Below are 24,166 nucleotides of genomic sequence, written 5' to 3' on the forward strand. Positions count from 1 at the left end.
TTAGATCATTATAACTTGTTAAACAACTCTTGTTTTGTTGTTTTTTTTCTTGATTGCTTACAACACACTTAAACTATTTAAATACATTATAAATAAACATTATTTTTTAAGTACTTAAAAAATAGTTCGACAGAATGCTTGTACATTGAAACTAATTTTAATTTCATCACATGAAAAACATTATTATTATAGGTAATGGAATTGCAGGAGTTACTGCAGCTAGGCATCTCAGAAAAAAATCCGATCATAAAATCACCATTATTTCTAAGGAGACGGATTATTTCTTTTCCCGAACTGCGCTGATGTATGTTTTTATGGGACATATGAAGTTTGAACATACCCAACCTTATGAAAATTGGTTTTGGAAAAAAAACAGAATTGATTTGATAAATGCTTTTGTCAACAAAGTAAACACAAAGAACAAAGAACTTATTCTAGACAATGGAGAAACTTTAAATTATGATGATTTAATTATTGCCACGGGCTCTAAACCCAACAAATTTGGTTGGCCTGGTCAAGATTTAAAAGCGGTGACAGGAATGTACTCTAAACAAGATTTAGATACTATTACAAAATATGCTAAAGACTGTAAACGTGCAGTTATTGTTGGTGGTGGGTTGATTGGAATTGAAATGGCCGAAATGTTAATTTCTAAAAACATCCCTGTAACTTTCTTAGTTAGAGAACCTAGCTTTTGGAATGGAGTATTACCTGCTCAAGAATCAGAAATGATTAACAAACATATTAAAGAACATCACATAGATTTACGTTTAGAAACCAATTTAGTTGAGATTTTATCAGATGAAAATGGAAGGGCAAAAGCCATCACCACAGACAAAGGAGAAACCATTGAGTGCAATTTGGTTGGATTAACTGCCGGAGTGAGTCCTAATATTTCTTTTTTAAAGGATAGTGATATTAAAACAGATAAAGGTATTTTGGTTAGTAGTAATTTGGAAACCAACATTCCTAACGTTTATGCCATTGGAGACTGTGCTCAACAACTCAATGCTATTGGAGAACGCAGACCTATTGAGGCTGTTTGGTACACGGGTAGAATGATGGGAGAAACTGTGGCCAGAACTATTTGTGGGGCTCCTACCACTTACCAACCAGGACATTGGTTTAATTCTGCAAAATTTTTAGATATAGAATATCAAACTTACGGATGGATTACCGCTCAACCCAAAGAAAACGAAACTCGTTTTTATTGGGAACACAAAGACGGTAAAAAATGCATGCACTTTAATTATGATACAAATTCTAGAAAATTTATAGGAGTCAATACCTTTGGAATTAGATTAAGACATAACGTTTTTGATAAATGGTTAACACAAGATCGCACTATTGAACACGTGTTAGAACATTTAAAAGATGCCAATTTTGATCCTGAATTTTACAATCAATACGAAAGTGAAATAATCTCAAAGTTTAACTCTGAGAATGGAACGACTCTAAAACCGAAAAAGAAAAGTTGGAAACGAATTTTCCAAACAAGTTGAATTGTTTAATACAATCCATAAAATAAATTACACAATTCAACATTACAGAAATGAAGACAATCAAAAACATAGGATATATTTTAACCTTTTTAGGTTTTGCCTTTTTTATAGGTAGTATTTTTACAGGAACCTATAAAGTTACTCCTGAAATCTATACCAAATGGATAGAAAGTAAAGGAGTAAAAAGCGAATATTTTATAGAAAACACCAAAAAACGAATAGTTAACAAAGAACTAAGTGCTTGGGAATTATCCTCAAAAATAATTGAGAATGCTAAAGCTTCTAATGAATATCAACATAATCAACCTAAAGTAGATTGGAATAAAATTATTCATTTAAAATGGAGTAAAACTTCTAAAGATTTTGTGTATCCTTTGGTAAGAAGTTCAGCAACGGGTTGGTTTACAAACAATACAGCTTTATGGTTTTTGCTTACTTTTGGATTGGCTATTATAGGTGGTTTATTAGTTTTTATTCCCGATTATAAATTATTAGGTCCAGCAGGAATTAAAAACAACGGAATTTTTCAACATAGCGCAACCAACAGAGGAATTATTGGTTTTATAACTGCATTCTTTTTTATTGGTTTCTACATCTTTTTATACTTTTTCCCTAATTACCTTGTCAACCCTATTTTAGCAGTAAACGGTATTAGTAAATCTTTAAGCGGAAATCCAGCTAGTCAGTGGTTTTTATACGGATTTATGTACTGTTCTGTAATGACTGTTTTTGCGGTAAGAATGTTTATTAAATATCGTCACAACAAATATCAAATGATAAGAACAGCTGTTGTTTTGTTCTTTCAAATTGCCTTTGCTTTTTTAATCCCTGAAATCTTAGTGGCTTTTAACAAACCTTGGTTTGATTTTAAAAATGCATGGCCCTTAAACTATTCTTTCTTTTTTGATTGGAATATCAATCAATTAATAAACAGTGGAAATCTTGGGATATTTATGTTTGTTTGGGGTGTTATATTAACTTTAGTAGTTGTTCCTGTAATGGTCTATTTTTACGGAAAAAGATGGTACTGCTCATGGGTTTGTGGATGCGGTGGTTTGGCCGAAACTTTAGGAGATCCTTATAGACAATTATCAAATAAATCTTTGTTTTCATGGAAAGTAGAACGTTGGTTAATACATGGTGTATTACTTTTTGCCACTATCATGACAGGATTGACTTTATATGTATACTTTGCCGAAATCCCTAGTTGGAAACAACTATTTTTGGGAATTTCTGTTTATGATGTGCAAACCTGGTACGGATTTTTTATTGGTTCTATATTTTCTGGGGTTATTGGTACAGGTTTTTACCCAATTATGGGGAACAGAGTTTGGTGTAGATTTGGTTGCCCACTAGCCGCTTATTTGGGATTTGTACAACGTTTTAAATCTAGATTTAGAATTACCACCAATGGAGGTCAATGTATTTCTTGTGGAAATTGCTCAACTTATTGTGAACAAGGAATTGATGTACGTTCTTATGCTCAAAAAGGGCAAAACATTGTACGTTCTTCTTGTGTAGGTTGTGGTATTTGTTCTGCTGTTTGTCCTAGAGGAGTCTTAAAATTAGAAAATGGTTCTGACACTGGAACTAGTAGAACCAAAACAAACGATATTCTACTAGGAAATGATATAGATTTACTGAGTATGACTAATAAACATGACTAAACTTTTTAGCTATATTTTTTTGCTATTAACTTTTTGTATGCTAGGACAACAAAAAGAAGTCTTACATCAAAAATATTTTGAGAATGGCGAACTACAACATGAATGGTATACGTTAAATAATCATCCTATAAAATATTGGAAAACTTTTTATTTAGATAGTACAAAACACTATCAAAGAAACTATAATCATTTAGGCAAAGTAATTTCAGAAGGTTGGTATCAAAGCAATTTAAAAGATGGATACACAATAGAATCTCCTAACGACAGTTGTACTTCTAATGGATATTATCTAAACAATTTAAAAGAAAAAACTTGGAGATATTACACTCATCATCATTTAGATTCTTTAGGAGATTATCATCTTAATCAGCCAACCAAAAACTGGTTTTATTATCAAAACAATCAATTGATTTGTGAAAAACAATATTTAAATAGTCCTAAAAACTTTTTAATAAAACAATTTTATAAAAATGGAACGTTAAAGTCTGAGGGAACTTATCTAAATCATCAAAAAAATGGTTATTGGAAATACTATTCAAATCAACAAATTTTAACTTCCTGTGGAACCTATAAAAATAATTTAAAAGAAGGATATTGGCATTTTTATTCTAACCAAGGAATTTTATTAAAACAAGGTGATTTTACAGAAAATAAAAAAACTAAATGGTGGTCTTTTTATAATAAAAACGGAACTTTGTCGCACAAATGTGAATTAAAAAACAACCTATTAAATGGTTACTGTATTTATTATTCAAACAATAAAATTGTGAAAGGTAAATACTTTAAAAAAGGAGTAAAAACCAATGAATGGAAAGACTGGAATTCTTTTAAAAAAGACTACAACAAACTAAATGAGTAACATTACTGTCATTATTCCTGCTTATAACGAAGAACAATCTATTGCTCACGTTGTTAACGACATTCCTAAAAACATTGTAAAACACATTATTGTTGTTAACAATAATTCTACTGATAATACTGCCTCAAAAGCAAGTGATGCCGGTGCTATTGTCTTATTAGAAAAACGAATGGGTTATGGATATGCTTGTTTAAAAGGAATGGAATACATTGCTAAGCAAAAATTAGATCCAGAGATTATTGTTTTTATAGACGGTGATTATTCCGACTACCCAGAACAAATTACAGAACTTATATCCCCTATTCTAAATCAAAATTATGATTTTGTTATTGGATCAAGAAACAACCCTGAACTAGAAAAAGGAGCCATGACCCCACAACAAGTTTTTGGTAATTGGCTAGCAACTAGCTTAATGAAAATAATGTTTAAGGCAAGTTTTACCGACTTAGGTCCTTTTAGAGCTATTAAATACAGTTCCTTATTAGCTTTAAATATGCAAGACAAAACTTATGGTTGGACGGTAGAAATGCAACTAAAAGCGCTTAAAGCAAATTTAAAATATACTGAAATACCTGTTAAATACAGAAAAAGAATTGGTGTTTCAAAAGTTTCAGGTACGATAAAAGGAACTATCTTTGCTGGAATTAAAATATTAAGTTGGATTTTTAAATATAGTTTCAAGTAATGTTATACGGTTTACTATTTACCCTTATAAAATCTACAAACGACACCTTATACATTATCAGTAGCATACTTTTAATAATATACATTGTCTCGTTGGTAATGGTTTTCTTTTATTCATTGGCACAGTTAAACTTGCTGTTTAATTACCTTAAGGCAAAAAAAAATGAAAAGAAAGGATTAGACAATTCTCCTAAATTTGATTTAAACAACCCCGACGAGGTTCCTTACGTTACAATTCAGTTACCTGTTTTTAACGAAAAATATGTAATGAAACGATTGTTAAAAAACATCGCTTTATTAGACTACCCTAGAGAAAAACTTGAAATTCAGGTTTTAGATGACTCTACAGATGAAACTGTAATCAAAACAAAAGAAAGAGTTGAAAAACTTGCTGATACAGGATTAGATATTGTTCATATTACAAGAACAAATAGACAAGGGTTTAAAGCTGGTGCTTTAAAAGAAGGACTAGCAATAGCTAAAGGAGAGTTAATCGCTATTTTTGATTCTGACTTTTTACCAGATCCAGATTGGTTACACAAAACCATTCCTTATTTTAAGGATGAAAAAATTGGAGTAGTACAAACTCGATGGAGCCATATCAACAGAAATTATTCTTTGTTAACCAAAATTCAAGCCTTTGCTTTAGATGCACATTTTATTCTAGAACAAATGGGTAGAAATTCTAAAGGACATTTTATCAATTTTAATGGAACTGCTGGAGTTTGGAGAAAAGAATGTATTTATGATGCTGGAAACTGGGAAGGTGATACTTTAACCGAAGATTTAGATTTAAGTTATAGAGCACAATTAAAAGGTTGGCAGTTTAAATATTTGGTTGATGTAGAAACTCCTGCAGAATTACCTGTAGTGATTAGTGCTGCAAGATCTCAACAATTTAGATGGAACAAGGGAGGTGCAGAGAACTTCCAAAAAATGTTCAAAAAAATTATCCATTCAGATTTATCTTTTAAAACAAAAGCTCATTGTGTACTGCATTTGCTTAACAGCACCATGTTTTTAAATGTATTTATTGTTGGGGTATTAAGTGTACCTATGCTATACATTAAAAATTATTTTGATGACTTTAAAGGTTATTTTATAGCAATGAGCTTTTTTGGAATTAGTACATTAATCTTTTTTATTTGCTACTGGTACATGTATAAGCATGTACAAAAAAAATCAGGTTTTAAAGCTTTTGTTCAATACATCAGAACCTTTTTCACATTTTTTAGCGTTGCCATGGGATTATCTCTAAACAACTCTGGAGCAGTAATAGAAGGACACAGACGTAAACGCAGTGAATTTGTTAGAACTCCAAAGTTTAACATAAAATCTATTGATGGTTGGAAAAAGAACAAATACATCCGTAAAAAACCTTCTAAAAATGTAGTTTACGAAGGTTTCTTATGTCTTTACTTTTTATTTGGAATTGCAAGTGCCTGGTTTGTTAGATATATTGGGCAAAATAAACTAAAATCATACGATAAAGACTGCTTCTTTGGCTTAGCTCCTTGCGATGCTTGGTACATTCCTTTTGATAGCGGACTTATCATATTTCATTTGATGTTGTTTTTAGGTTTCGGATTTATTTTCTACACCTCTGTATTTAGAAAAGTGTAATGTAAATAAGCTAGTGTGATTTCGACAAAACTTTCATAACAAGGTCTAATGAAACAATTTATAAAATCTTTTAAAATGACTAACAAACACGCTTTGTTAGTCATTTTACTTTCTGCTATAGCCTATTATTTATTTGCTTATACTACCGCTAGAACAGATTTTAATAAAGTTTTTACTTATTATTCCATCCTTTTTATTGCCTTTGTACTTTTATATAAATACAGTAAGCTATCAACCAAATGGCTTATTGTATCAGGAATTCTTTTAAGGCTCATTTTTTTATTTGCCATTCCTAATCTTTCAGATGACTTTTACAGATTTATTTGGGATGGTAGAGCCATAGCCAACGGAATCAATCCTTATTTAATATTACCTCAAAACAACCCTAATCTTATTTCTAACGGAATAGAACTTTACAAGGGCATGGGAAGCATGAATGGTAGCCATTTTACCTGCTATCCTCCTTTAAATCAATTTGCATTTACCATTCCTGCTATTATTTCAGAAAACGGAATTCTTATTAGTACAATAATGATGAGATTAACTTTAATAATCTCTGATATTATTGCTCTTTACTTTGGTCTTAAAATTTTAGAACACTTAAATATTGAGAAAAGAAAAATCCTATTGTACTTTATCAATCCTTTTATCATTATTGAACTAACGGGAAACTTACATTACGAAGGTATGATGATCGCATTTTTAAGTGCTAGTATTTATTATTTACTTAAAAACAAAAATCATTTATCGGCTATCCTTTGGGCTTTCGCTGTTTCTATTAAATTAATTCCGCTACTTTTTATTCCACTATTTTACAAAAAATTGGGATTAAAAAAACTGTTGATTTATGGAACACTTGTGTTGATTGTAAATGCAATTTTATTCCTTCCTTTTATCGATAAAGAATTGATTCAAAATTTTTCATCTAGTATTGAACTTTATTTCCAAAACTTTGAATTCAATGCAAGTATTTATTATATCGTTAGAGAAATTGGTTTTTGGATTAAAGGCTATAACATTATTGGCATAGTAGGTAAAATAACTCCTTTTATAATTATTAGCATCGCTGCACTTATTTCACTCATCAGAAAAAACAATAAAATTGATATCCTTTTTACCAGCATGCTATTTTTAATTGTTTGTTATTATATATTGGCAAGCGTGGTTCATCCATGGTACATAGCTATACCATTATTTTTAAGTGTATTTACAAAATATAAATTTCCTGTAATTTGGAGTTTCACCATCATCTTTAGTTATAGTGCATACGTAAACCACAACTACAAAGAAAATCTTTGGTTGGTCTTTTTAGAATATTTAATTGTAATAATCTTCTTTATAATAGAAATAATACAAACTACATCCCCCTCTGAAACAAAGCATAATAAATTGCCATTGTAAAGAAAAAGATTACCAAAGAGAAGTAGATGGATATAATTATTCTCTGAATAGTATTTAAAACTTTTATCTGATTTAAAACATCTTTAGAAATAGCACAGATAGTATCTATAAACAGATGATACTTGGCATTTAGTCCATCGGAAGTAAAAATAGAGTTACTCATGGTTAAAACAGTTTTAGTGAAACAAAACATGAAAGGGGTTCGTATCGCCATGAATCATCTTAAATTTAAACATTAAAAACATAAAACACTAATTTTAAACTGATTAAATTTATAAACATGAATGATTATTATAAATAACTTCTAAAAATTCTTTGAAAAAAAAATAGTTATTTATCTTTGAGTACGAAACAATAAAAATCATAACAAAATGGCTTTTGAATTACCAAAATTACCTTATGCATACGATGCATTAGAACCAAATGTAGATGCTAGAACTATGGAAATACACCACAGTAAGCACCACAATGGATATACTACAAACTTAAACGCTGCAATTGCTGGTACAGACTTAGAAGGAAAGTCTATTGAAGAGATATTAAACGGATTAGATATGGAAAACAAAGCTGTTAGAAATAACGGTGGAGGTTTCTACAATCACTCATTATTTTGGAACGTAATGTCTCCAAACGGTGGTGGTCAACCTACAGGTGCTTTAGCTGCTGCTATTGATGCTGCTTTTGGATCTTTTGAAGCTTTTAAAGATGCTTTTTCTAAAGCTGCTGCTACTCAATTTGGATCTGGATGGGCATGGTTATGTGTTGCTAAAGGAGGAGCTGTAAACGTTTGTTCTACGCCAAACCAAGACAACCCATTAATGCCAGGTGTTACTTGTGGTAACCAACCAATTTTAGGTGTAGATGTATGGGAACATGCTTATTACTTAAATTACCAAAACAGAAGACCAGATTATATTAATGCATTTTTTAATGTAATTAACTGGGATGCTGTTTCTGCAAACTACGAAGCTGCTAAATAATTAGTAACTAACATAATTTAAAAATCCCAAATCTTAATTGATTTGGGATTTTTTTTTGTTACAATATTTATTTTCTAATTCTTTAAACAACCTATTCGATTTCTATAAAATCAACACTTTATTAAAACTGAACTATAATAAATTTACTTTAGACAATTCAACAATAAGTTCAATATCATTATATTTCTATTTTTAAATAGAAATTGAATATGTTATCATAAAAAAAGCACCTCTAATGAGGTGCTTTTTTATTATTTATTTAAAGCTAATTAAGCTTTAATTTTGAAAGCTTTAGATTGAGGGAAATATGCTACCTCTCCTAATTCTTCTTCAATTCTAATTAATTGGTTGTACTTAGCCATACGGTCAGAACGTGAAGCAGAACCAGTTTTGATTTGACCTGTGTTTAAAGCCACAGCTAAATCAGCAATAGTAGTATCTTCAGTTTCTCCAGAACGGTGAGACATTACAGAAGTATATCCAGCATTATGTGCCATGTTTACAGCTGCAATAGTTTCAGTTAAAGTACCAATTTGGTTAACTTTAATTAAGATAGAGTTTGCAATACCTTTTTCAATACCTGTAGACAAACGCTCAACGTTAGTTACAAATAAATCATCACCTACTAATTGTACTTTATCTCCAACTAATTCAGTTAAGTATTTCCATCCTTCCCAGTCGTTTTCATCCATACCATCTTCAATAGAAATGATTGGGTATTTGTTAGCTAATTCAGCTAAATATTCAGCTTGTTCTTTAGATGAACGTACTGCACCACCTTCTCCTTCGAATTTAGCGTAGTTATACTTTCCATTTTCGTAGAATTCAGCAGAAGCACAGTCTAAAGCTAACTTAACTTCTTCTCCTGGCTTGTATCCTGCTTTTTCAATTGCAGATAAAACAGTTTCAATAGCATCTTCAGTTCCGTCAAATGTAGGAGCAAATCCTCCTTCATCACCTACAGCTGTAGATAAGTTACGTCCGTGTAATATTTTTGCCAAGTTGTGGAAAATTTCAGTTCCCATTTTTAAAGCTTCAGTAAAGTTTTTAGCTTTAATTGGCATAATCATAAACTCTTGGAATGCAATTGGAGCATCAGAGTGAGATCCACCGTTTACGATGTTCATCATTGGAACAGGTAAAGTATTAGCAGAAACTCCACCTACGTAACGATACAAAGGCATATCTAATTCATTAGCAGCAGCCTTAGCAACAGCTAAAGAAACTCCTAAAATTGCGTTAGCTCCTAATTTAGCTTTATTTGGAGTTCCGTCTAAATCAATCATTGCTTTGTCAATAGCATTTTGTTCGAAAACAGAAAAACCAATTAACTCCTCAGCAAGTACAGTATTAACGTTTTTAACAGCGTTTAAAACACCTTTCCCCATAAAGTCAGAACCACCATCTCTTAATTCTACAGCTTCGTGCTCACCTGTAGAAGCTCCAGAAGGTACAATTGCTCTACCTAATACTCCATTTTCAGTAATTACATCAACTTCAACAGTTGGATTACCTCTTGAATCAAAAATTTGTCTTGCGTGAATGTTAACTATAACGCTCATATTTTTAGTATTTAATTATTATAATTTTTATGTTGCGCAAGATACACAACAATTGGATTGAAAAATACAACAAAATTAATAAGTTTCGAAAACCTATTCGTTAAAATTTCATCATATAAATACAATAAAAAAGCAGTGCTTTAGGCACTGCTTTTTTATTATTTAAAATTATTAGACACATCGCCTGTACTAGACGAGTAGCTAATTTTTAAAGCCTTAATGGATCTTAATTCATGCTTGATATCTGAAATAGTTCCAACATTGGTTTTTAAATCTGCTTTGATTGAAGTTACCATTGCTTTTTGCTCTTCAGCATCATGCTTATCTCTTTCAGAGTAGATAAAATTTACAACATCATTTACTGAAGAAATCTTATCGTTTAACTGAATTTTATCTCCAGTTCCCTCCGAAGGGTTAACTGCTTTACCTACATATATGGTACTTACCAAACTCTTGTGCTCCAACTTTTTTACCTCTGTTGCACTTGGCAATTTTGGTTTTTTAATTAATAAAGATGTTTCACGCATAGTAGTGGATACCATAAAGAAAAACAAAAGCATAAATACAATATCCGGTAATGCTGCAGTATTCACTGCTGGCACTTCTTTTTTCTTTTTTCCAAACTTTGACATAATGCTTATTATTTTATTGGTTCAGCATCTGATAATATTTCAGGATATGCTTTTTTAATTTGAGTGATTGCAGCATCCAAATCAGGGTTTTCTGTTTCTCCTTTTTGAAGTTTCATCAAATCAGAATATGAAAGACCTTGATATTTTCCTTGTAAATATTTTCTTGCGTATCTATTTCTTAACTCTGTATAAGCTGCTAACAACTCATTCTGAACTGAAATATACATTCCATACGAAGTTGTTTGAGCAGTTTGTACCGAAATAATTGCCTTTGCAGGATGTTCAGAAGATGATTCTGATTTTTCTCCTTCACAATAATTACATGGTTGACCTTCTGCACTTTTACCAGCTCCATTATCAATAAAATCAATAGCCAATTGTCTTACATCTCCAATTTCTACTTCTTCATCTTCAATTAATAATTGGTCAAAACGGTTGATGTTTACTTCAAGTATGTTTCTCTTTTTAACTGGTGGAGCTTCAACATCTTCTGGTTGTTCTTCTGGTAACTTTCTAAGGATACCAGAATCGGTATCCATAGTTGTTGTTACCAAGAAAAAGATAAGCAGCAAGAAAGCAATATCTGCCATTGAACCTGCATTAATTTCACTATTTTCTCTTCTTGCCATAAATCAGATTTATTTAATTGCTGTTTTAGCGGTACCTAAACCAACAGCTGCAATTGCAATTACCCCTAAGTATACACTAAAGTTAATAATTGTACTGATTAATTTTGATACTGCACCAGCTTCACCACCTTCTAACACTTGTCCTTGAACATCTAATACAGCAGCATCTGATGCTGTAAAATATGCTATAAAGTATACAACTGCTAAAATGGCTAAATTGATTACTATCTTTTTTATCTCCTCTGGGTGTTTAAATATATTCACCACTGAGAATATTACTGTTATAGCCAATGTAACGTATAATAACCATGCTGAGAATTCAACCAAAGGATTAACCTTAGCATATAATTCATCTTCTTCAGCAATAAACACATTAATAAACAATACGGCAGCAATAACAGCAATAACAAAAATTACAGCGGTTAATATTTTTGATAATTTACTACTCATAATGAATATTATTTTTTGTATTTAACTAATAAGTCGATTAAAGAGATAGAAGCATCTTCCATCTTGTTAACAATACTATCAACTTTTGCAACGATAATATTGTAAAAAACTTGTAATATAATTGCTACTACTAATCCAAATACAGTTGTTAATAAGGCTACTTTAATACCTCCTGCAACTACTGCTGGGTTAATATCTCCTGCTACCTGAATTGCATCAAAGGCATCAATCATACCAATTACAGTTCCCATAAATCCTAACATCGGTGCTAAGGCAATAAATAAAGATAACCAAGAGATGTTTTTCTCTAATAATCCCATTTGTACACCTCCGTAACCAACAACAGCTTTCTCGGCAGCATCGATTCCTTCAGAAGATCTATCTAAACCTTGGTAAAAAATAGAGGCAACAGGTCCTTTTGTATCTCTACAAATTTCTTTTGCAGCATCTACACCACCTGAAGCTAAAGCCTCATCAATTTTAGCAACTAATTTCTTAGTATTTGTAGTAGCCATGTTTAAATAAATAATTCTTTCGATTGCAATTGCTAATCCTAAAATCAACGCAACTAATACAATCCCCATAAATTCAGCACCACCTTCAATAAAACGTTGCTTTAATATTTGGTGAAAAGTTGGTTCAGCTTTTGGAGTTGACTCTTCAGGAGTTGATACTTCTGGAGTAGCTACGACCTCTTCCTTTGCAACATCTTCAGTTGCTGCTACATTTGTAGAATCTACAGTAGCTCCTTCTTCTTGTGCAAATGCATTTGAAGTTCCTAAAAACAATAATCCTGCAATAGCTAGGATACTAAAAACTTTTTTCATTTCTATTTTAATTAATACTATTAATGATAATTGATAAACGATGAGCAAGTAACAAAAAAATGTTTACTTTAAAAAATATTATAATGTTAAATATTATTAACATTTTTCTATTCACCACGAATAGAATTCTCAAAGTTTAACCTAAATTCTTGAATATTTAATTTTTTTTCGATCAAGGACATTAATTTCCCTACTATCGCCTCTTTAGTCATACTTCCACCATTTAAAAAGCCTAATGATGAGATATTTAGACTAGTTTCGTACCTCCCTATTTCTAGGCCTCCATACATACATTGTGAGGTCACAACAACCTTTAAACCTTGATTAATTCGATGTTTAAAAAGTTGTTTTAGCTCTTCAGAAAAATCTGGAATGTTACCAGAACCGAAAATTTCTAATATGATTGCGTTAATATTTTTATCATTTAATAATGCAAACAATACATTCTCTTCATCAAACGGCGTTATTTTAAGTATAGAAATATTCGCTGAAACTTCTGTTATAATTCCAAATTCTTCATTTAAATTAACTGAATAATTAGGGTTATCAGTCGATTTAAAAGCATCAAAATCTTTTGAATGAATTTTAGTTACAGAAACTGCTCTATGCCATTTCTCTGAAAAATAAACTCCTACCTCGTTGAAAAACTTATTTTCTACCAAACCTAAAACTGCCTCTTTAAGGTTGTTTACACTATCCGAACCTTCTTCGTATAAAGTTTTTTGCCCACCCGTAAACAAAATAGGTTTTGATAAACCGCTAGTACAAAAGCTTAGCAAAGCACTTATATAGGCCATAGTATCGGTACCCATTAAAACCAAAAAAGCATCGTATAATGAATAATTTTCTTTGATAAGCGTACTTAACTCTGAATAATATTTTTTATTAAAGTTAGAAGAATCAAGAGCTTTATTTGTTGATTTAACTTTACAATAAGTCATTAAACCTTCTTCTAAAAGAAATTGTTCAATTCCTTTAATGCTCCCTGGTTTTAGAGCTCCGGAAGTTACATCTTTAACCATACCTATGGTTCCACCTGTGTAAATAACTAATGTTTTCATTAGAATAAATTTACATAAAAATAAAAGAGAGCGCTTAAAAGCGCTCTCTTTTTAATCTATAAAAAATATATTTATACAGTTTTTTCAATTACAAAGTCTTCCATAAACTTAGTAGTGTAATTACCTGCAACATAATCTGGATGATCCATTAATTGACGGTGGAAAGGAATAGTTGTTTTGATTCCTTCAATAATAAACTCATCTAAAGCACGTTTCATTTTTCCGATAGCTTCTTCACGAGTTTGCGCCGTACAAATTAACTTTGCAATCATTGAATCGTAGTTTGGTGGAATAGTATACCCAGCATAAACGTGAGTATCTAAACGAACACCATGACCACCTGGTGCATGGAAAGAAGTAATTTTTCCAGCAGCTGGTCTAAAATTAGCAAAAGGATCTTCTGCATTAATTCTACACTCTATAGAATGTAACTTTGGATAGTAGTTTCTTCCTGAAATTGGAATTCCAGCAGCTACAGAAATTTGCTCACGAATTAAATCGTAATCTACAACCTCTTCTGTAATAGGGTGCTCTACTTGGATACGAGTATTCATCTCCATAAAGTAGAAGTTTCTATGCTTATCTACTAAGAATTCAACAGTTCCTGCTCCTTCGTACTTAATATACTCTGCAGCAGCAACAGCAGCTTTCCCCATAGCTTCTCTCAACTCATCTGTCATGAATGGAGAAGGAGTTTCTTCTGTTAACTTTTGGTGACGTCTTTGTACCGAACAGTCTCTTTCTGATAAGTGACAAGCTTTTCCATATGAATCTCCAACAATTTGAATTTCAATATGACGTGGCTCTTCAATTAACTTTTCCATGTACATATCATCGTTCCCAAAAGCAGCTTTTGATTCATGACGAGCAGAATCCCATGCGTCTTTTAAGTCCTCAGCTTTCCAAACAGCACGCATACCTTTACCTCCACCACCGGCAGAAGCTTTAAGCATTACAGGGTAACCTGTTTCTATCGCTAATTTTTCACATTGAGCAAAGTCTTTGATAACCCCTTCACTACCTGGTACACAAGGTACACCAGCAGCAATCATAGTAGATTTTGCATTTGCTTTATCTCCCATACGGTTAATCATCTCTGGACTAGCTCCGATAAATTTAATATCGTGATCCTGACATAATTTAGAGAATCTTGCATTTTCAGACAAGAATCCATATCCTGGGTGAATTGCATCAGCATTTGTGATTTCTGCTGCTGCAATAATATTTACCATTTTTAAATAAGACTCTGAACTTGGAGCAGGTCCAATACAAACCGCCTCATCTGCAAAACGTACATGTAAACTATCTTGATCTGCAGTTGAATAAACAGCAACTGTTTTGATCCCCATTTCTCTACATGTTCTAATCACACGTAAAGCAATCTCACCACGGTTGGCTATTAATATTTTTTTAAACATTTTGTTTCTTTTAGTAGTTAGTACTTAAATCTTTAAAATCTATCTTATTAATTATGATGGATCTACTAAAAATAATGGTTGTCCAAATTCAACTGGAGTACTATCTTCTACTAATACTTTTACGATTTTACCTGATACTTCTGATTCAATTTCGTTAAATAACTTCATTGCTTCAATTACACATACTACAGAGTCTTCTTGAACAGAATCTCCTACTTCTACAAACAAAGGCTTATCTGGAGATGGTTTTCTGTAAAAAGTACCAATCATTGGAGAAGTAATTGTAATATATTTTGAATCTTCATCAGCCGCTGGAGCCTCTGGAGCTGCTGCTGCAGGTGCTGCTGGAGCAGGTGCCGCTTGAGCAACTGGAGCTGCCATAGATAATGGTGCTGCTTGTTGTAAAATTGTAGTTTCGGTTTTACCCTCTCCTGTTCTAATGGTGATTTTAATATCTTCCATTTCTAATTTTACTTCGTTCGCTCCTGATCTTGCAACAAATTTAATTAAATTCTGAATGTCCTTTAATTCCATAATAGTTTATATTAAGTGCGTATTCTTTATATCGTTAATTTTCTTTATTTCTAAGAGTTATAAGCCCACTTTAAGTACGTAGCTCCCCATGTAAATCCACCACCAAAAGCGGCAAAAATAACATTGTCTCCTTTTTTAAGTTGTTTTTCATAATCTGCTAACAACAAAGGTAGTGTACCCGAGGTAGTATTTCCGTAATTCTGAATATTCATCATTACTTTATCTTTATCTAACTCAATTCTCTTGGCTGTAGCCTCAATAATTCTTGTGTTTGCTTGATGTGCTGCTAACCAATCTACATCATCGTTGGTCAAATTATTTCTTTCTAAAACTTTTACTGCAGCGTCGGCCATATTTGATACTGCATATTTAAATACAGTTCTTCCTTCTTGCCTTATGTAATGTTGTTTGTTGTCTACTGTTTCGTGAGAAGCAGGATTTAAAGATCCTCCAGCTTCCATTTTAAGGAATTCTCTTCCAATTCCATCACTTCTTAAATATTCATCTTGTAATCCTAAACCTTCAGTATTTGGTTCAAACAAAGCAGCTCCTGCTCCATCACCAAAAATAATACAAGTTGTTCTGTCTTCATAATCTATGATAGAAGACATTTTATCAGCACCAATAATTAATACTTTTTTATATCTACCAGATTCTATATATGCTGCTGCTGTAGACATTGCATATAAAAAACTAGAACAGGCAGCTTGTAAGTCGTAACCAAAAGCGTTTACAGCTCCAATTTGAGTTGCTACGTATACTGCTGTAGAGGCTACATTCATATCAGGTGTAGCTGTTCCGACTAAAACTAAATCAATCTCCTTTGGATCTAATCCTTTTTTTTGAATTAAATCTTCGGCAGCTTTAATTGCCAAATAAGAAGTAGGTTTATCTTTATCCTTTAAGATTCTCCTTTCCTTGATCCCTGTACGAGAGGTTATCCACTCGTCATTTGTCTCTACTATCTTCTCTAACTCTTTGTTCGTTAATATATAATCAGGAACATATTTTCCAACAGCTGTGATAGCAGCATTAATCTTTGCCATAAATTGATTGTTAAGAAATCTTTAAACAATATGAAAAGCCAAAGTAATAAAATTTATTTCTAAAAATTAATTAAAATGACTCCTTTTTTTGTTAAAATTCGTTTAATTTAACAAAGAAACCCTCATAAAATGAGGGTTTCTTTGTTAATCTATGTAAATCGATTAACTATGCTTCAGCTTCAGTTGAGTCAATAACAACTTGACCTCTGTAATATAATTTTCCTTCGTTCCAGTGAGCTCTATGGTATAAGTGCGCTTCTCCAGTAGTTGGATCTACAGCAACTTGTGGAGCTACAGCTTTGTAATGAGTTCTTCTTTTATCTCTTCTTGTTTTTGAGATTTTTCTCTTTGGATGTGCCATTGCTATAAATTTTTATTTTTTATCTAATAATTGTTTTAACTGATCCCATCTTGGATCTAATTGTTCTTTTTGTTCTTCTTTTTTCTTTAACTGCTTTTCTAATTCTTCTGCATCCTTTATCCCTTTACGAGATACTCCAGGCTTTACTCTTTTTTGAGGTACTGACAATACAATTAACTCGTATATATATTGTTGTACTTCTAACTGATATGCTTCATGAGGCAAAATCAACAAGTTTTCATTATCATCATTATAAGCTTCTCCAAACTTAACGATTAATGAAAAATCTCCATTAACTTCTAAATCAAAATCTTCTCCTGTTACATCACATGGAACTTTTACAGTACCATTAGCAACAAAATCTAATTCCATTAAAGTTGTTTTTTTATTTAGCTCTAAACTAATTTTAAAATCAACTTCCTCAAATTCATCATATTCAAAAGCATCAAAGAACTTTCTATCAATTTGAAAATCAAACTGGTGTTTTCCTTCCTTCAACCCTACAAAAGGTATCCTAAATTCACTAAGTGTTTTCATATAAAAACATCAATTTGAGCCGGCAAAGATATAAAAACATTTTGTTGATTCAAAAACTAAATCATTAATTTCTTACTTTTTAGTTTTTAAAGTGTTAGCTGTTAAATTTTGATACTCTTTTCTCTTTTTAATTATAGAAATTCCTTTGTACAAAGCTTCTTGAAAAGATGATGTATTTGCCACTCCTTTACCAGCAACATCAAAGGCTGTTCCATGATCAGGCGAAACTCTCACCTTAGATAAACCTGCCGTAAAGTTTACTCCCTCTCCAAAAGAAATCGCTTTAAAACCAACCAATCCTTGATCGTGATACATTGAAATAACTGCGTCAAATTTTAAATAAGATCGATTTCCAAAGAAACCATCTGCTGCATAAGGACCATAAACTAGCTTTCCGCCTTCTTGATATTCTTCTAAAATTGGACGAATTAACTCATCATCTTCTTTACCTATCACCCCGTGATCTCCACAGTGTGGATTTAATCCTAAAACTGCAATTTTTGGTTTAGAAACCCCAAAATCTTGTAATAATGATTGATACATGATATCAATTTTTTTACAAATTAAATCTTTATTCAAAGTTTTAGAGACCTCTGTTACTGGAATATGCCCTGTAACTAATCCAACTTTAATATCGTTAGACATTAGAATCATTAAACTCTCTCCATCAATTTTAGACTCTAAATACTCTGTATGCCCTGGAAAACTAAATTCCTCTGACTGAATATTATCTTTACTGATAGGTGCTGTTAAAAGCACATCTATCTCATCTTTATTTAAAGATTCTGTAGCTGCAGCTAGAGACTCAAATGCTTTTTGACCTGAAATTTGTGTTGGTGTTCCTGGCTGTAACTCAACCATTTCTTCCCACACTTTTATCACATTCAACTTTCCTTCTTCTATACCTTCTGCATTTGCAATAAAGTTTATTGGGTAATTAAACTTTAATTGTTTTTTATAAAAGGATATCACTTTATCAGACGCATATACAACAGGAGTACATAAGTCGTACATCCTTTTATCTTCAAATGTTTTTAAAATCAACTCTATTCCTACACCATTCAAATCACCAACAGAGATTCCTACTCTTATTATACGATTATCACTCATTATATATTACTTTTGGAGTACGAAATTAGTCATTTAAAATCATATACATCATGTTTACAGGAATTATTGAAACCTCCGGTGTTGTTAAAAATTTAGTCCGTAGTAATAGTAATTTAGACATCACGATATCTTCAAATATTACTAACGAACTTAAAATTGATCAAAGTGTTGCCCATAATGGAGTTTGCTTAACGGTGGTTAAAATAAATAAGGACGAATATACTGTTACTGCTATTGCAGAAACCCTTGAAAAAACAAATTTAGATAGTCTAAAAGTTAATGATGTAGTAAACCTAGAGAGAGCCATGAAGCTTGGAGATAGGTTGGATGGACATATTGTACAGGGACACGTAGATCAAATTGGTGTTTGTACCAATATTGAAAATAAGGATGGTAGTTGGCAGTTTAGTTTTGAATATGACAAAGCACTAGGGAACTTAACTATAGAGAAAGGATCCATCACCATAGACGGAACAAGTTTAACTGTTGTAAATTCTGGAGAAAACACCTTTAGTGTTGCCATTATACCTTACACTTATGAACACACTAGGTTTAAATACTATAAAATAAGTACTAAAGTTAATTTAGAGTTTGATGTACTTGGGAAGTACGTAAAAAAGATATCTCAATATAGCAACTAACAAAACCTTATTACAAAATAAAAAGCCACTCATTGAGTGGCTTTTTTTATATTCTACTTTCTATAAAGTTTGCTTTTTTAATTTGACAACCCCTAAACCTAGTGCTGCTAATATTAACACACCAACTCCCATATCAATAGGTAATCCTGGTGGCGGCGGTGGCGGTGGCGGACCTGGTGCCGCATTTGCTACAAGTACCACCCCTAAAAGGAGTAGAATTAATATTTTATAACTTCTAGCTTTCATAATTGTTAGTTATTAAAAATTGATATTTATCAATCATTTAATTTTGGGTCACAAAATTAGTTGTTTATTTATTCTTAACAAACTGATTTATGTTAATATTCTTAATTTACTTAAATTATTTAACATTGGTTAACAATAGTCAATTTATTACAGGCCTCAACCAGCCTTTGTTATTTAATTTACGAAAAAAACAATAATTAGTTCATTAATTTTATTGATACTTCAAAAATACTAACTCCCTTAACCTTTATTACAGATAATTAGTTTAAATGCTATTTAGTGTCGATGAATGGTGAAAAACACCTGTTAAGCTTATTATCAATATTCATTACGACTCTCAATTTTAATCTTAACAACTATTAACTACTTAGAGCGCTAGTAATATTGTATGAAAACCAGATTGAAAGTAACATATAAGGAATTTGCACAGCATCTTTTACTCCCAATTTAGAATCATCTACATGTACCCATTTGGTTAAAGGTTGTTCATAAATCTTATTCATAATCACTTTGCTTCCGTAATATTTTTTTAGTCTGATAAAAATTTCCACATCAAACAACCAACGAGTTAAGAATTTATCTTTATAAGCAACATTAATAATTTCTTTCTTAAATACTTTTGCTCCACATTGTGTATCTTCAATAGGTAAACCTAAAATCATCAAAACTATCATTTTTACCATTTTAGAAAAAACATTTCTAAAAAAACTTCTTTCTATTTGTCCTTCTCCTTTTCCTCTAGATCCATAAACAAAAGTCAATTCATCTCTAAACTTTAGAGTTCTAACCAATTTTTTAAAATCATTAAAATCTGTTGACAAATCAGCATCCATAAATCCAATGTATGAGATATCTTCCATTCTATTTAAATACTTAACTCCTGTTCTTACAGCAGCAGCTTTTCCTGCATTTATTTTTACATCAATAACAGTGATGTTATTTGGCGATTTTGTTTGAAGATTTTCTAAAACCTCTAAAGTATTATCTTTGCTACCATCATTTACAAAACATAAATGATAGTTTTTATTTTCTTTAGCAAAACGGATGAATTCGTTTACATTTAATCTATTTGCTTCGTTATAACAAGGGATGATAATTCCAGTTTTCATAATCGTTTGTTTTTTAATTATACACCAAAAGTACTCACACATCAGAGCTTAATTTGACATAATTAGTTTAACGGAGCCTTACTGTCGGTGAATGAAAAAAAACATAAGTCCACAACCATTTAACTTCACAAAACTTTACCCTATATTTATGATAAAAACTCAACGTACTTATATATAAATGAAACAAAGCACCAACAAATACCTGATTACTGCTTTATTAATAGGACTTGTTTTTCATGGCACTGCCATGTTTTTTACATTAGAGACTACTTATGATGCTTTGATACATTTATTTTTTGCCGATCATTATGCTAATAGTTGGTTTGAACCTTGGAACTTTAAATGGTATACTGGGTTTACCGTAATGAGTTACCCTCCTTTGGTTCATCAAACCATTGCATTGTTTTCTTTAATAGGAGGTTTAAAATTTGGGCTTTTTAGCACAGCACTTATCGCTGTAGTCTTATTTATTACAGGTACTTATAGATTTTCTTTACTAATCACCTCTAACAGAAGTGCAGCAGGTTATGCAGCTATACTAGCCACACTATCTTCTACTTTTATAGAAACATTACATATTTTTGGTCAACTACCTAGTATTGTTGGAGTATCGGTTCTTTTACATGCCATGCCAGAAATTTACCTGTGGATTAAAGAGGGAAAACTAAAATATTTATTCACCTCTCTTTCTTTAATATCTGTTACAGTAACCTCGCATCATGTAACTCCAATTTTTGGAATGGTATTTTTTATATCCCCTTTGATTGGAACCGCTATCATGGATACTGCAACTCAAAAAGCAAAGGGACTAAAAAAAGTAACTATTAAAATATTTTTAATAACCTTTAAACAGCTTAGCAAACGTGTTTTTTTATTTGTAGGATTAGCATTAACCATTATAATAAGCTGCTTAATTCCGTATTGGATTAACAGTAAAAACAATCCTATTACCCAAGTCCCAATTCCGCATGGTTCTAGGGACAATTTTACAGAAGTTACCTCATCTGGTTTGGTATTCTTTTTAATTCCTTGGGGAGTTGTTTTGTTTATACTACCTTATATTTTTTATAGATTTTACCACAAACGATATATCTTTTTTGGGATATCATTATCTATGCTAACTTTATTAGGAACCGGGGGAACCACTCCCTTACCTAAAATGATTCTAGGAGAAAACGCTTTTAATATTTTAACTCTAGATCGATTTACTTTATGGGCAGCTATTATGTCTATTCCAATGGTGGGAGAATTTGCCCTTAGATTTTCTGAAGGGGATTTAAAACAGCTTATACAAAAAAGATTTTCTCCAATTTATCACAGACTATCAGGTGGGTTTTTAGCATTCTCATTTTTATTTATGAGTGTTTTTACCATAAGCTTAGGATATTTTAGGCCTTCACAACCTCAAAAAATAAAAATACTACCCATTGTTAACTTTCTTAATCAAGATCAACATGACCAATGGAGATACCTAACTCTAGGGTTTGGCGATCAAATGGCCTGGCTTTCTGCCAATACTAAAGCCATGACTGTTGATGGAAATTATCACTCAGCAAGAAGACTACCCGAGCTTACTACTAGAGCGGTAGAACGTTTAGAAAATTCAAAATTTCAAGGAATTGAAGGAATTGGTTCTTTACAGCAATTTTTAACTGTGCCAGAAAAATATAATTTGAAGTACATTTTTTCTAACGATAAGTTTTATGATCCTATTTTATATTTCTGTGGATGGCAAAGATTACGACAATTAGAAAACGGAATTATGGTATGGGAAAAATTAAACGTACCTCCTATTAGTGTTATTTTACCTCGGGTAGATGTAGCTACTTGGCAAAAAATACATTGGGGAACCATTCCTTTACTTACAGTAATTCTAGCTTTTTTAATTAACGCCAGAAGCTTGTTAACACGTACCTTAAAAACCAAAAAAGATTACAGTATTGCATACATCAAAGAAAGTTATCTTTATAAAAAATTCCCTTGGAAACTTGTACTCTTTTTACATGCTTGGGTTTTATTTATTTTAATAATTGTAGCAGTTACCTGCTATTCATTTTATATTAAAAACGATTCACAAAACTCCCCAGAAAATGCCATTTTAACTTATTATGATGCTTTAGATTTTAAACGTTTTGAAAAAGCTCATAGCTTAATCAATCCAGAAAGTAATATTTCTATTGCACAATACATGCTGCAAGTTTCAGTTACTGATGGCCTTCTAAGTTCTTATGCAAAACTGGATGAAATCAATATTGATATTACTGAAAAAACAGATACAAGCGCTATTGCCTTTGTAAAAACATCTTGGATTACCGCTTTAAAAAAAGTAAACGATAGTTGTGTTAAAACATTGGTTAAGAAAAATGGAAATTGGTTTATAAATCCTGATAACATTAACAAAGACCTACCTCCAGACCAACTGTCTGTAGAAAACAAACCCATCTATTTTAACCAAGGGAGAAGAAGAATTACTACTGAGCAAACCTACCACGAGGATGTTTTAAAACAGCCTGTATTGGAAATTCTTAACGCTAAACTTATTAAAACAAATCATCGATATGCTATTATTGGGGAAGTTCAAAACATAGACAATGTACCGGCAGATGTTGTTTTAAAAGGAACTTTATACAACGAACAAAACAAACTTTTAGCAACCTATAATGCTAAAAACCAAGTAAAACATAAGTTACTGCCTAAAGAAATTACCTCTTTTAAAATAGATTTTGAAGGAATTGCCTGGCTTAACTCCAATGAGAAATCTCCCAAAACCTTTGATCCAGATGAATTTACAGAAGTTAATTTAAGCGACATCCCTACAAAATTTGACTTGCAAATAGCTGGAAATGTATCAGGGTCAGATTTATATAAAAAAGTAGCAATTTCTGATTTAAACATCACCTCATCAGAAATAAATGGATTACTCTTTAATAGTGGTACAGCACAATCAACCATACCACAATTAATTTTCACTTTTTACAACCAAGAAAAAGAACCTATTTATGTAGACGATGTTTATGTTATTGAAGGAATTAGACAACAACGAAAACATTTTTTTGAATATAAAATTCCTCAAAATTCTACCAAAATCATCAATAGCAGCATGGAAAATTGTTTTGTAAACGGACTTCCAAACCAATCTATTGCTAATAAAATTACTGAACAACGTAAGGGAAACATCCATAACCCTTTGATAAAAATAGACCATCCCCATTTCTCCTATATTAAAATAGAAATCAACAACTATACTGGTGTTCCATATTAAATGAAAAAACTTTTTTTACATATTA

23 protein-coding genes are annotated in these 24,166 nt (G+C 31.5%); 10 read left to right on the forward strand and 13 right to left on the reverse strand.

The features are described from left to right. Positions 1–170 precede the first annotated feature (170 nt). The 7 genes from AXE80_RS11585 to AXE80_RS11615 all read left to right on the forward strand — a co-directional run bounded on the left by AXE80_RS11585 (position 171) and on the right by AXE80_RS11615 (position 8,716). Entirely contained in the window at positions 171–1,502 is a 1,332-nt protein-coding gene (locus tag AXE80_RS11585; protein WP_068827491.1) for an NAD(P)/FAD-dependent oxidoreductase, read from the forward strand. 50 nt (positions 1,503–1,552) lie between these two features. Next, entirely contained in the window at positions 1,553–3,169 is a 1,617-nt protein-coding gene (locus AXE80_RS11590; RefSeq protein WP_068827494.1) for a 4Fe-4S binding protein, read from the forward strand. A gap of 37 nt (positions 3,170–3,206) precedes the next feature. Continuing rightward, complete coding sequence (locus AXE80_RS11595) at positions 3,207–4,028, forward strand: toxin-antitoxin system YwqK family antitoxin (protein ID WP_157359400.1); 822 nt, start codon at positions 3,207–3,209, stop codon at positions 4,026–4,028. Next, a complete protein-coding gene (locus AXE80_RS11600; RefSeq protein WP_068827498.1) occupies positions 4,021–4,713 on the forward strand; it encodes a glycosyltransferase family 2 protein in 693 nt (230 codons plus the stop codon). The genes AXE80_RS11595 and AXE80_RS11600 overlap by 8 nt, the downstream gene beginning before the upstream one ends. Before the next feature lie 98 nt (positions 4,714–4,811). Further along, complete coding sequence (locus AXE80_RS11605; protein ID WP_418382297.1) at positions 4,812–6,335, forward strand: cellulose synthase family protein; 1,524 nt, start codon at positions 4,812–4,814, stop codon at positions 6,333–6,335. A gap of 48 nt (positions 6,336–6,383) precedes the next feature. After that, positions 6,384–7,736: an MptA/MptB family glycosyltransferase gene (locus AXE80_RS11610; protein ID WP_237340610.1), complete on the forward strand. Its 1,353-nt coding sequence runs from the start codon at positions 6,384–6,386 to the stop codon at positions 7,734–7,736. A gap of 371 nt (positions 7,737–8,107) precedes the next feature. Then, positions 8,108–8,716 (forward strand): superoxide dismutase, encoded by a 609-nt coding sequence (locus tag AXE80_RS11615; RefSeq protein ID WP_068827503.1) that lies wholly within the window; start codon positions 8,108–8,110, stop codon positions 8,714–8,716. Between the two features lie 269 nt (positions 8,717–8,985). Here the strand turns inward: AXE80_RS11615 and eno are convergent, their stop codons facing one another. From eno to pdxA, 12 genes are all read right to left on the reverse strand, one after another. Beyond that, entirely contained in the window at positions 8,986–10,278 is a 1,293-nt protein-coding gene (gene eno, locus AXE80_RS11620; RefSeq protein WP_068827505.1) for a phosphopyruvate hydratase, read from the reverse strand. A gap of 158 nt (positions 10,279–10,436) precedes the next feature. Next, entirely contained in the window at positions 10,437–10,910 is a 474-nt protein-coding gene (locus AXE80_RS11625) for an ExbD/TolR family protein (protein ID WP_068827506.1), read from the reverse strand. An 8-nt stretch (positions 10,911–10,918) separates the two neighbouring features. Further along, complete coding sequence (locus AXE80_RS11630; protein WP_068827508.1) at positions 10,919–11,539, reverse strand: ExbD/TolR family protein; 621 nt, start codon at positions 11,537–11,539, stop codon at positions 10,919–10,921. 9 nt (positions 11,540–11,548) lie between these two features. Next, positions 11,549–11,989, reverse strand: a complete 441-nt coding sequence (locus AXE80_RS11635) for a hypothetical protein (RefSeq protein ID WP_068827509.1) — start codon at positions 11,987–11,989, stop codon at positions 11,549–11,551. Positions 11,990–11,997: 8 nt separating this feature from the next. Then, a complete protein-coding gene (locus tag AXE80_RS11640) occupies positions 11,998–12,816 on the reverse strand; it encodes a MotA/TolQ/ExbB proton channel family protein (RefSeq protein WP_068827511.1) in 819 nt (272 codons plus the stop codon). 107 nt (positions 12,817–12,923) lie between these two features. Then, positions 12,924–13,877 carry an asparaginase domain-containing protein gene (locus AXE80_RS11645; protein WP_068827513.1) on the reverse strand — a complete coding sequence of 318 codons (954 nt, stop codon included), beginning with the start codon at positions 13,875–13,877 and terminating at the stop codon, positions 12,924–12,926. Between the two features lie 71 nt (positions 13,878–13,948). Further along, on the reverse strand, positions 13,949–15,295 hold the full coding sequence (gene accC / locus AXE80_RS11650) for an acetyl-CoA carboxylase biotin carboxylase subunit (RefSeq protein WP_068827515.1): 1,347 nt from the start codon (positions 15,293–15,295) through the stop codon (positions 13,949–13,951). Between the two features lie 51 nt (positions 15,296–15,346). Further along, positions 15,347–15,829, reverse strand: a complete 483-nt coding sequence (gene accB, locus AXE80_RS11655; protein WP_068827517.1) for an acetyl-CoA carboxylase biotin carboxyl carrier protein — start codon at positions 15,827–15,829, stop codon at positions 15,347–15,349. 50 nt (positions 15,830–15,879) lie between these two features. Beyond that, complete coding sequence (locus tag AXE80_RS11660) at positions 15,880–16,875, reverse strand: beta-ketoacyl-ACP synthase III (RefSeq protein WP_068827519.1); 996 nt, start codon at positions 16,873–16,875, stop codon at positions 15,880–15,882. 166 nt (positions 16,876–17,041) lie between these two features. Beyond that, on the reverse strand, positions 17,042–17,236 hold the full coding sequence (gene rpmF / locus AXE80_RS11665) for a 50S ribosomal protein L32 (protein ID WP_068827521.1): 195 nt from the start codon (positions 17,234–17,236) through the stop codon (positions 17,042–17,044). 12 nt (positions 17,237–17,248) lie between these two features. Beyond that, entirely contained in the window at positions 17,249–17,773 is a 525-nt protein-coding gene (locus AXE80_RS11670) for a YceD family protein (RefSeq protein ID WP_068827523.1), read from the reverse strand. 72 nt (positions 17,774–17,845) lie between these two features. Beyond that, the gene (gene pdxA, locus AXE80_RS11675; RefSeq protein WP_068827525.1) at positions 17,846–18,883 is read right to left on the reverse strand and encodes a 4-hydroxythreonine-4-phosphate dehydrogenase PdxA; all 1,038 of its coding nucleotides are present in this window, start codon (positions 18,881–18,883) and stop codon (positions 17,846–17,848) included. Positions 18,884–18,933: 50 nt separating this feature from the next. Between pdxA and AXE80_RS11680 the strand changes: the two genes are divergently transcribed. After that, a complete protein-coding gene (locus AXE80_RS11680; protein ID WP_068827526.1) occupies positions 18,934–19,524 on the forward strand; it encodes a riboflavin synthase in 591 nt (196 codons plus the stop codon). 82 nt (positions 19,525–19,606) lie between these two features. Beyond that, positions 19,607–19,756 (forward strand): hypothetical protein, encoded by a 150-nt coding sequence (locus AXE80_RS14395; RefSeq protein ID WP_157359401.1) that lies wholly within the window; start codon positions 19,607–19,609, stop codon positions 19,754–19,756. A gap of 373 nt (positions 19,757–20,129) precedes the next feature. Here the strand turns inward: AXE80_RS14395 and AXE80_RS11690 are convergent, their stop codons facing one another. Beyond that, entirely contained in the window at positions 20,130–20,879 is a 750-nt protein-coding gene (locus AXE80_RS11690) for a dolichyl-phosphate beta-glucosyltransferase (protein ID WP_068827530.1), read from the reverse strand. Between the two features lie 178 nt (positions 20,880–21,057). Here AXE80_RS11690 and AXE80_RS11695 point away from each other — a divergent pair, with 178 nt between their 5' ends. Next, positions 21,058–24,141: a hypothetical protein gene (locus AXE80_RS11695; RefSeq protein WP_068827531.1), complete on the forward strand. Its 3,084-nt coding sequence runs from the start codon at positions 21,058–21,060 to the stop codon at positions 24,139–24,141. Positions 24,142–24,166: the final 25 nt, after the last annotated feature.

It is taken from the genome of Wenyingzhuangia fucanilytica (genome assembly GCF_001697185.1).
Lineage (GTDB): Bacteria > Bacteroidota > Bacteroidia > Flavobacteriales > Flavobacteriaceae > Wenyingzhuangia > Wenyingzhuangia fucanilytica.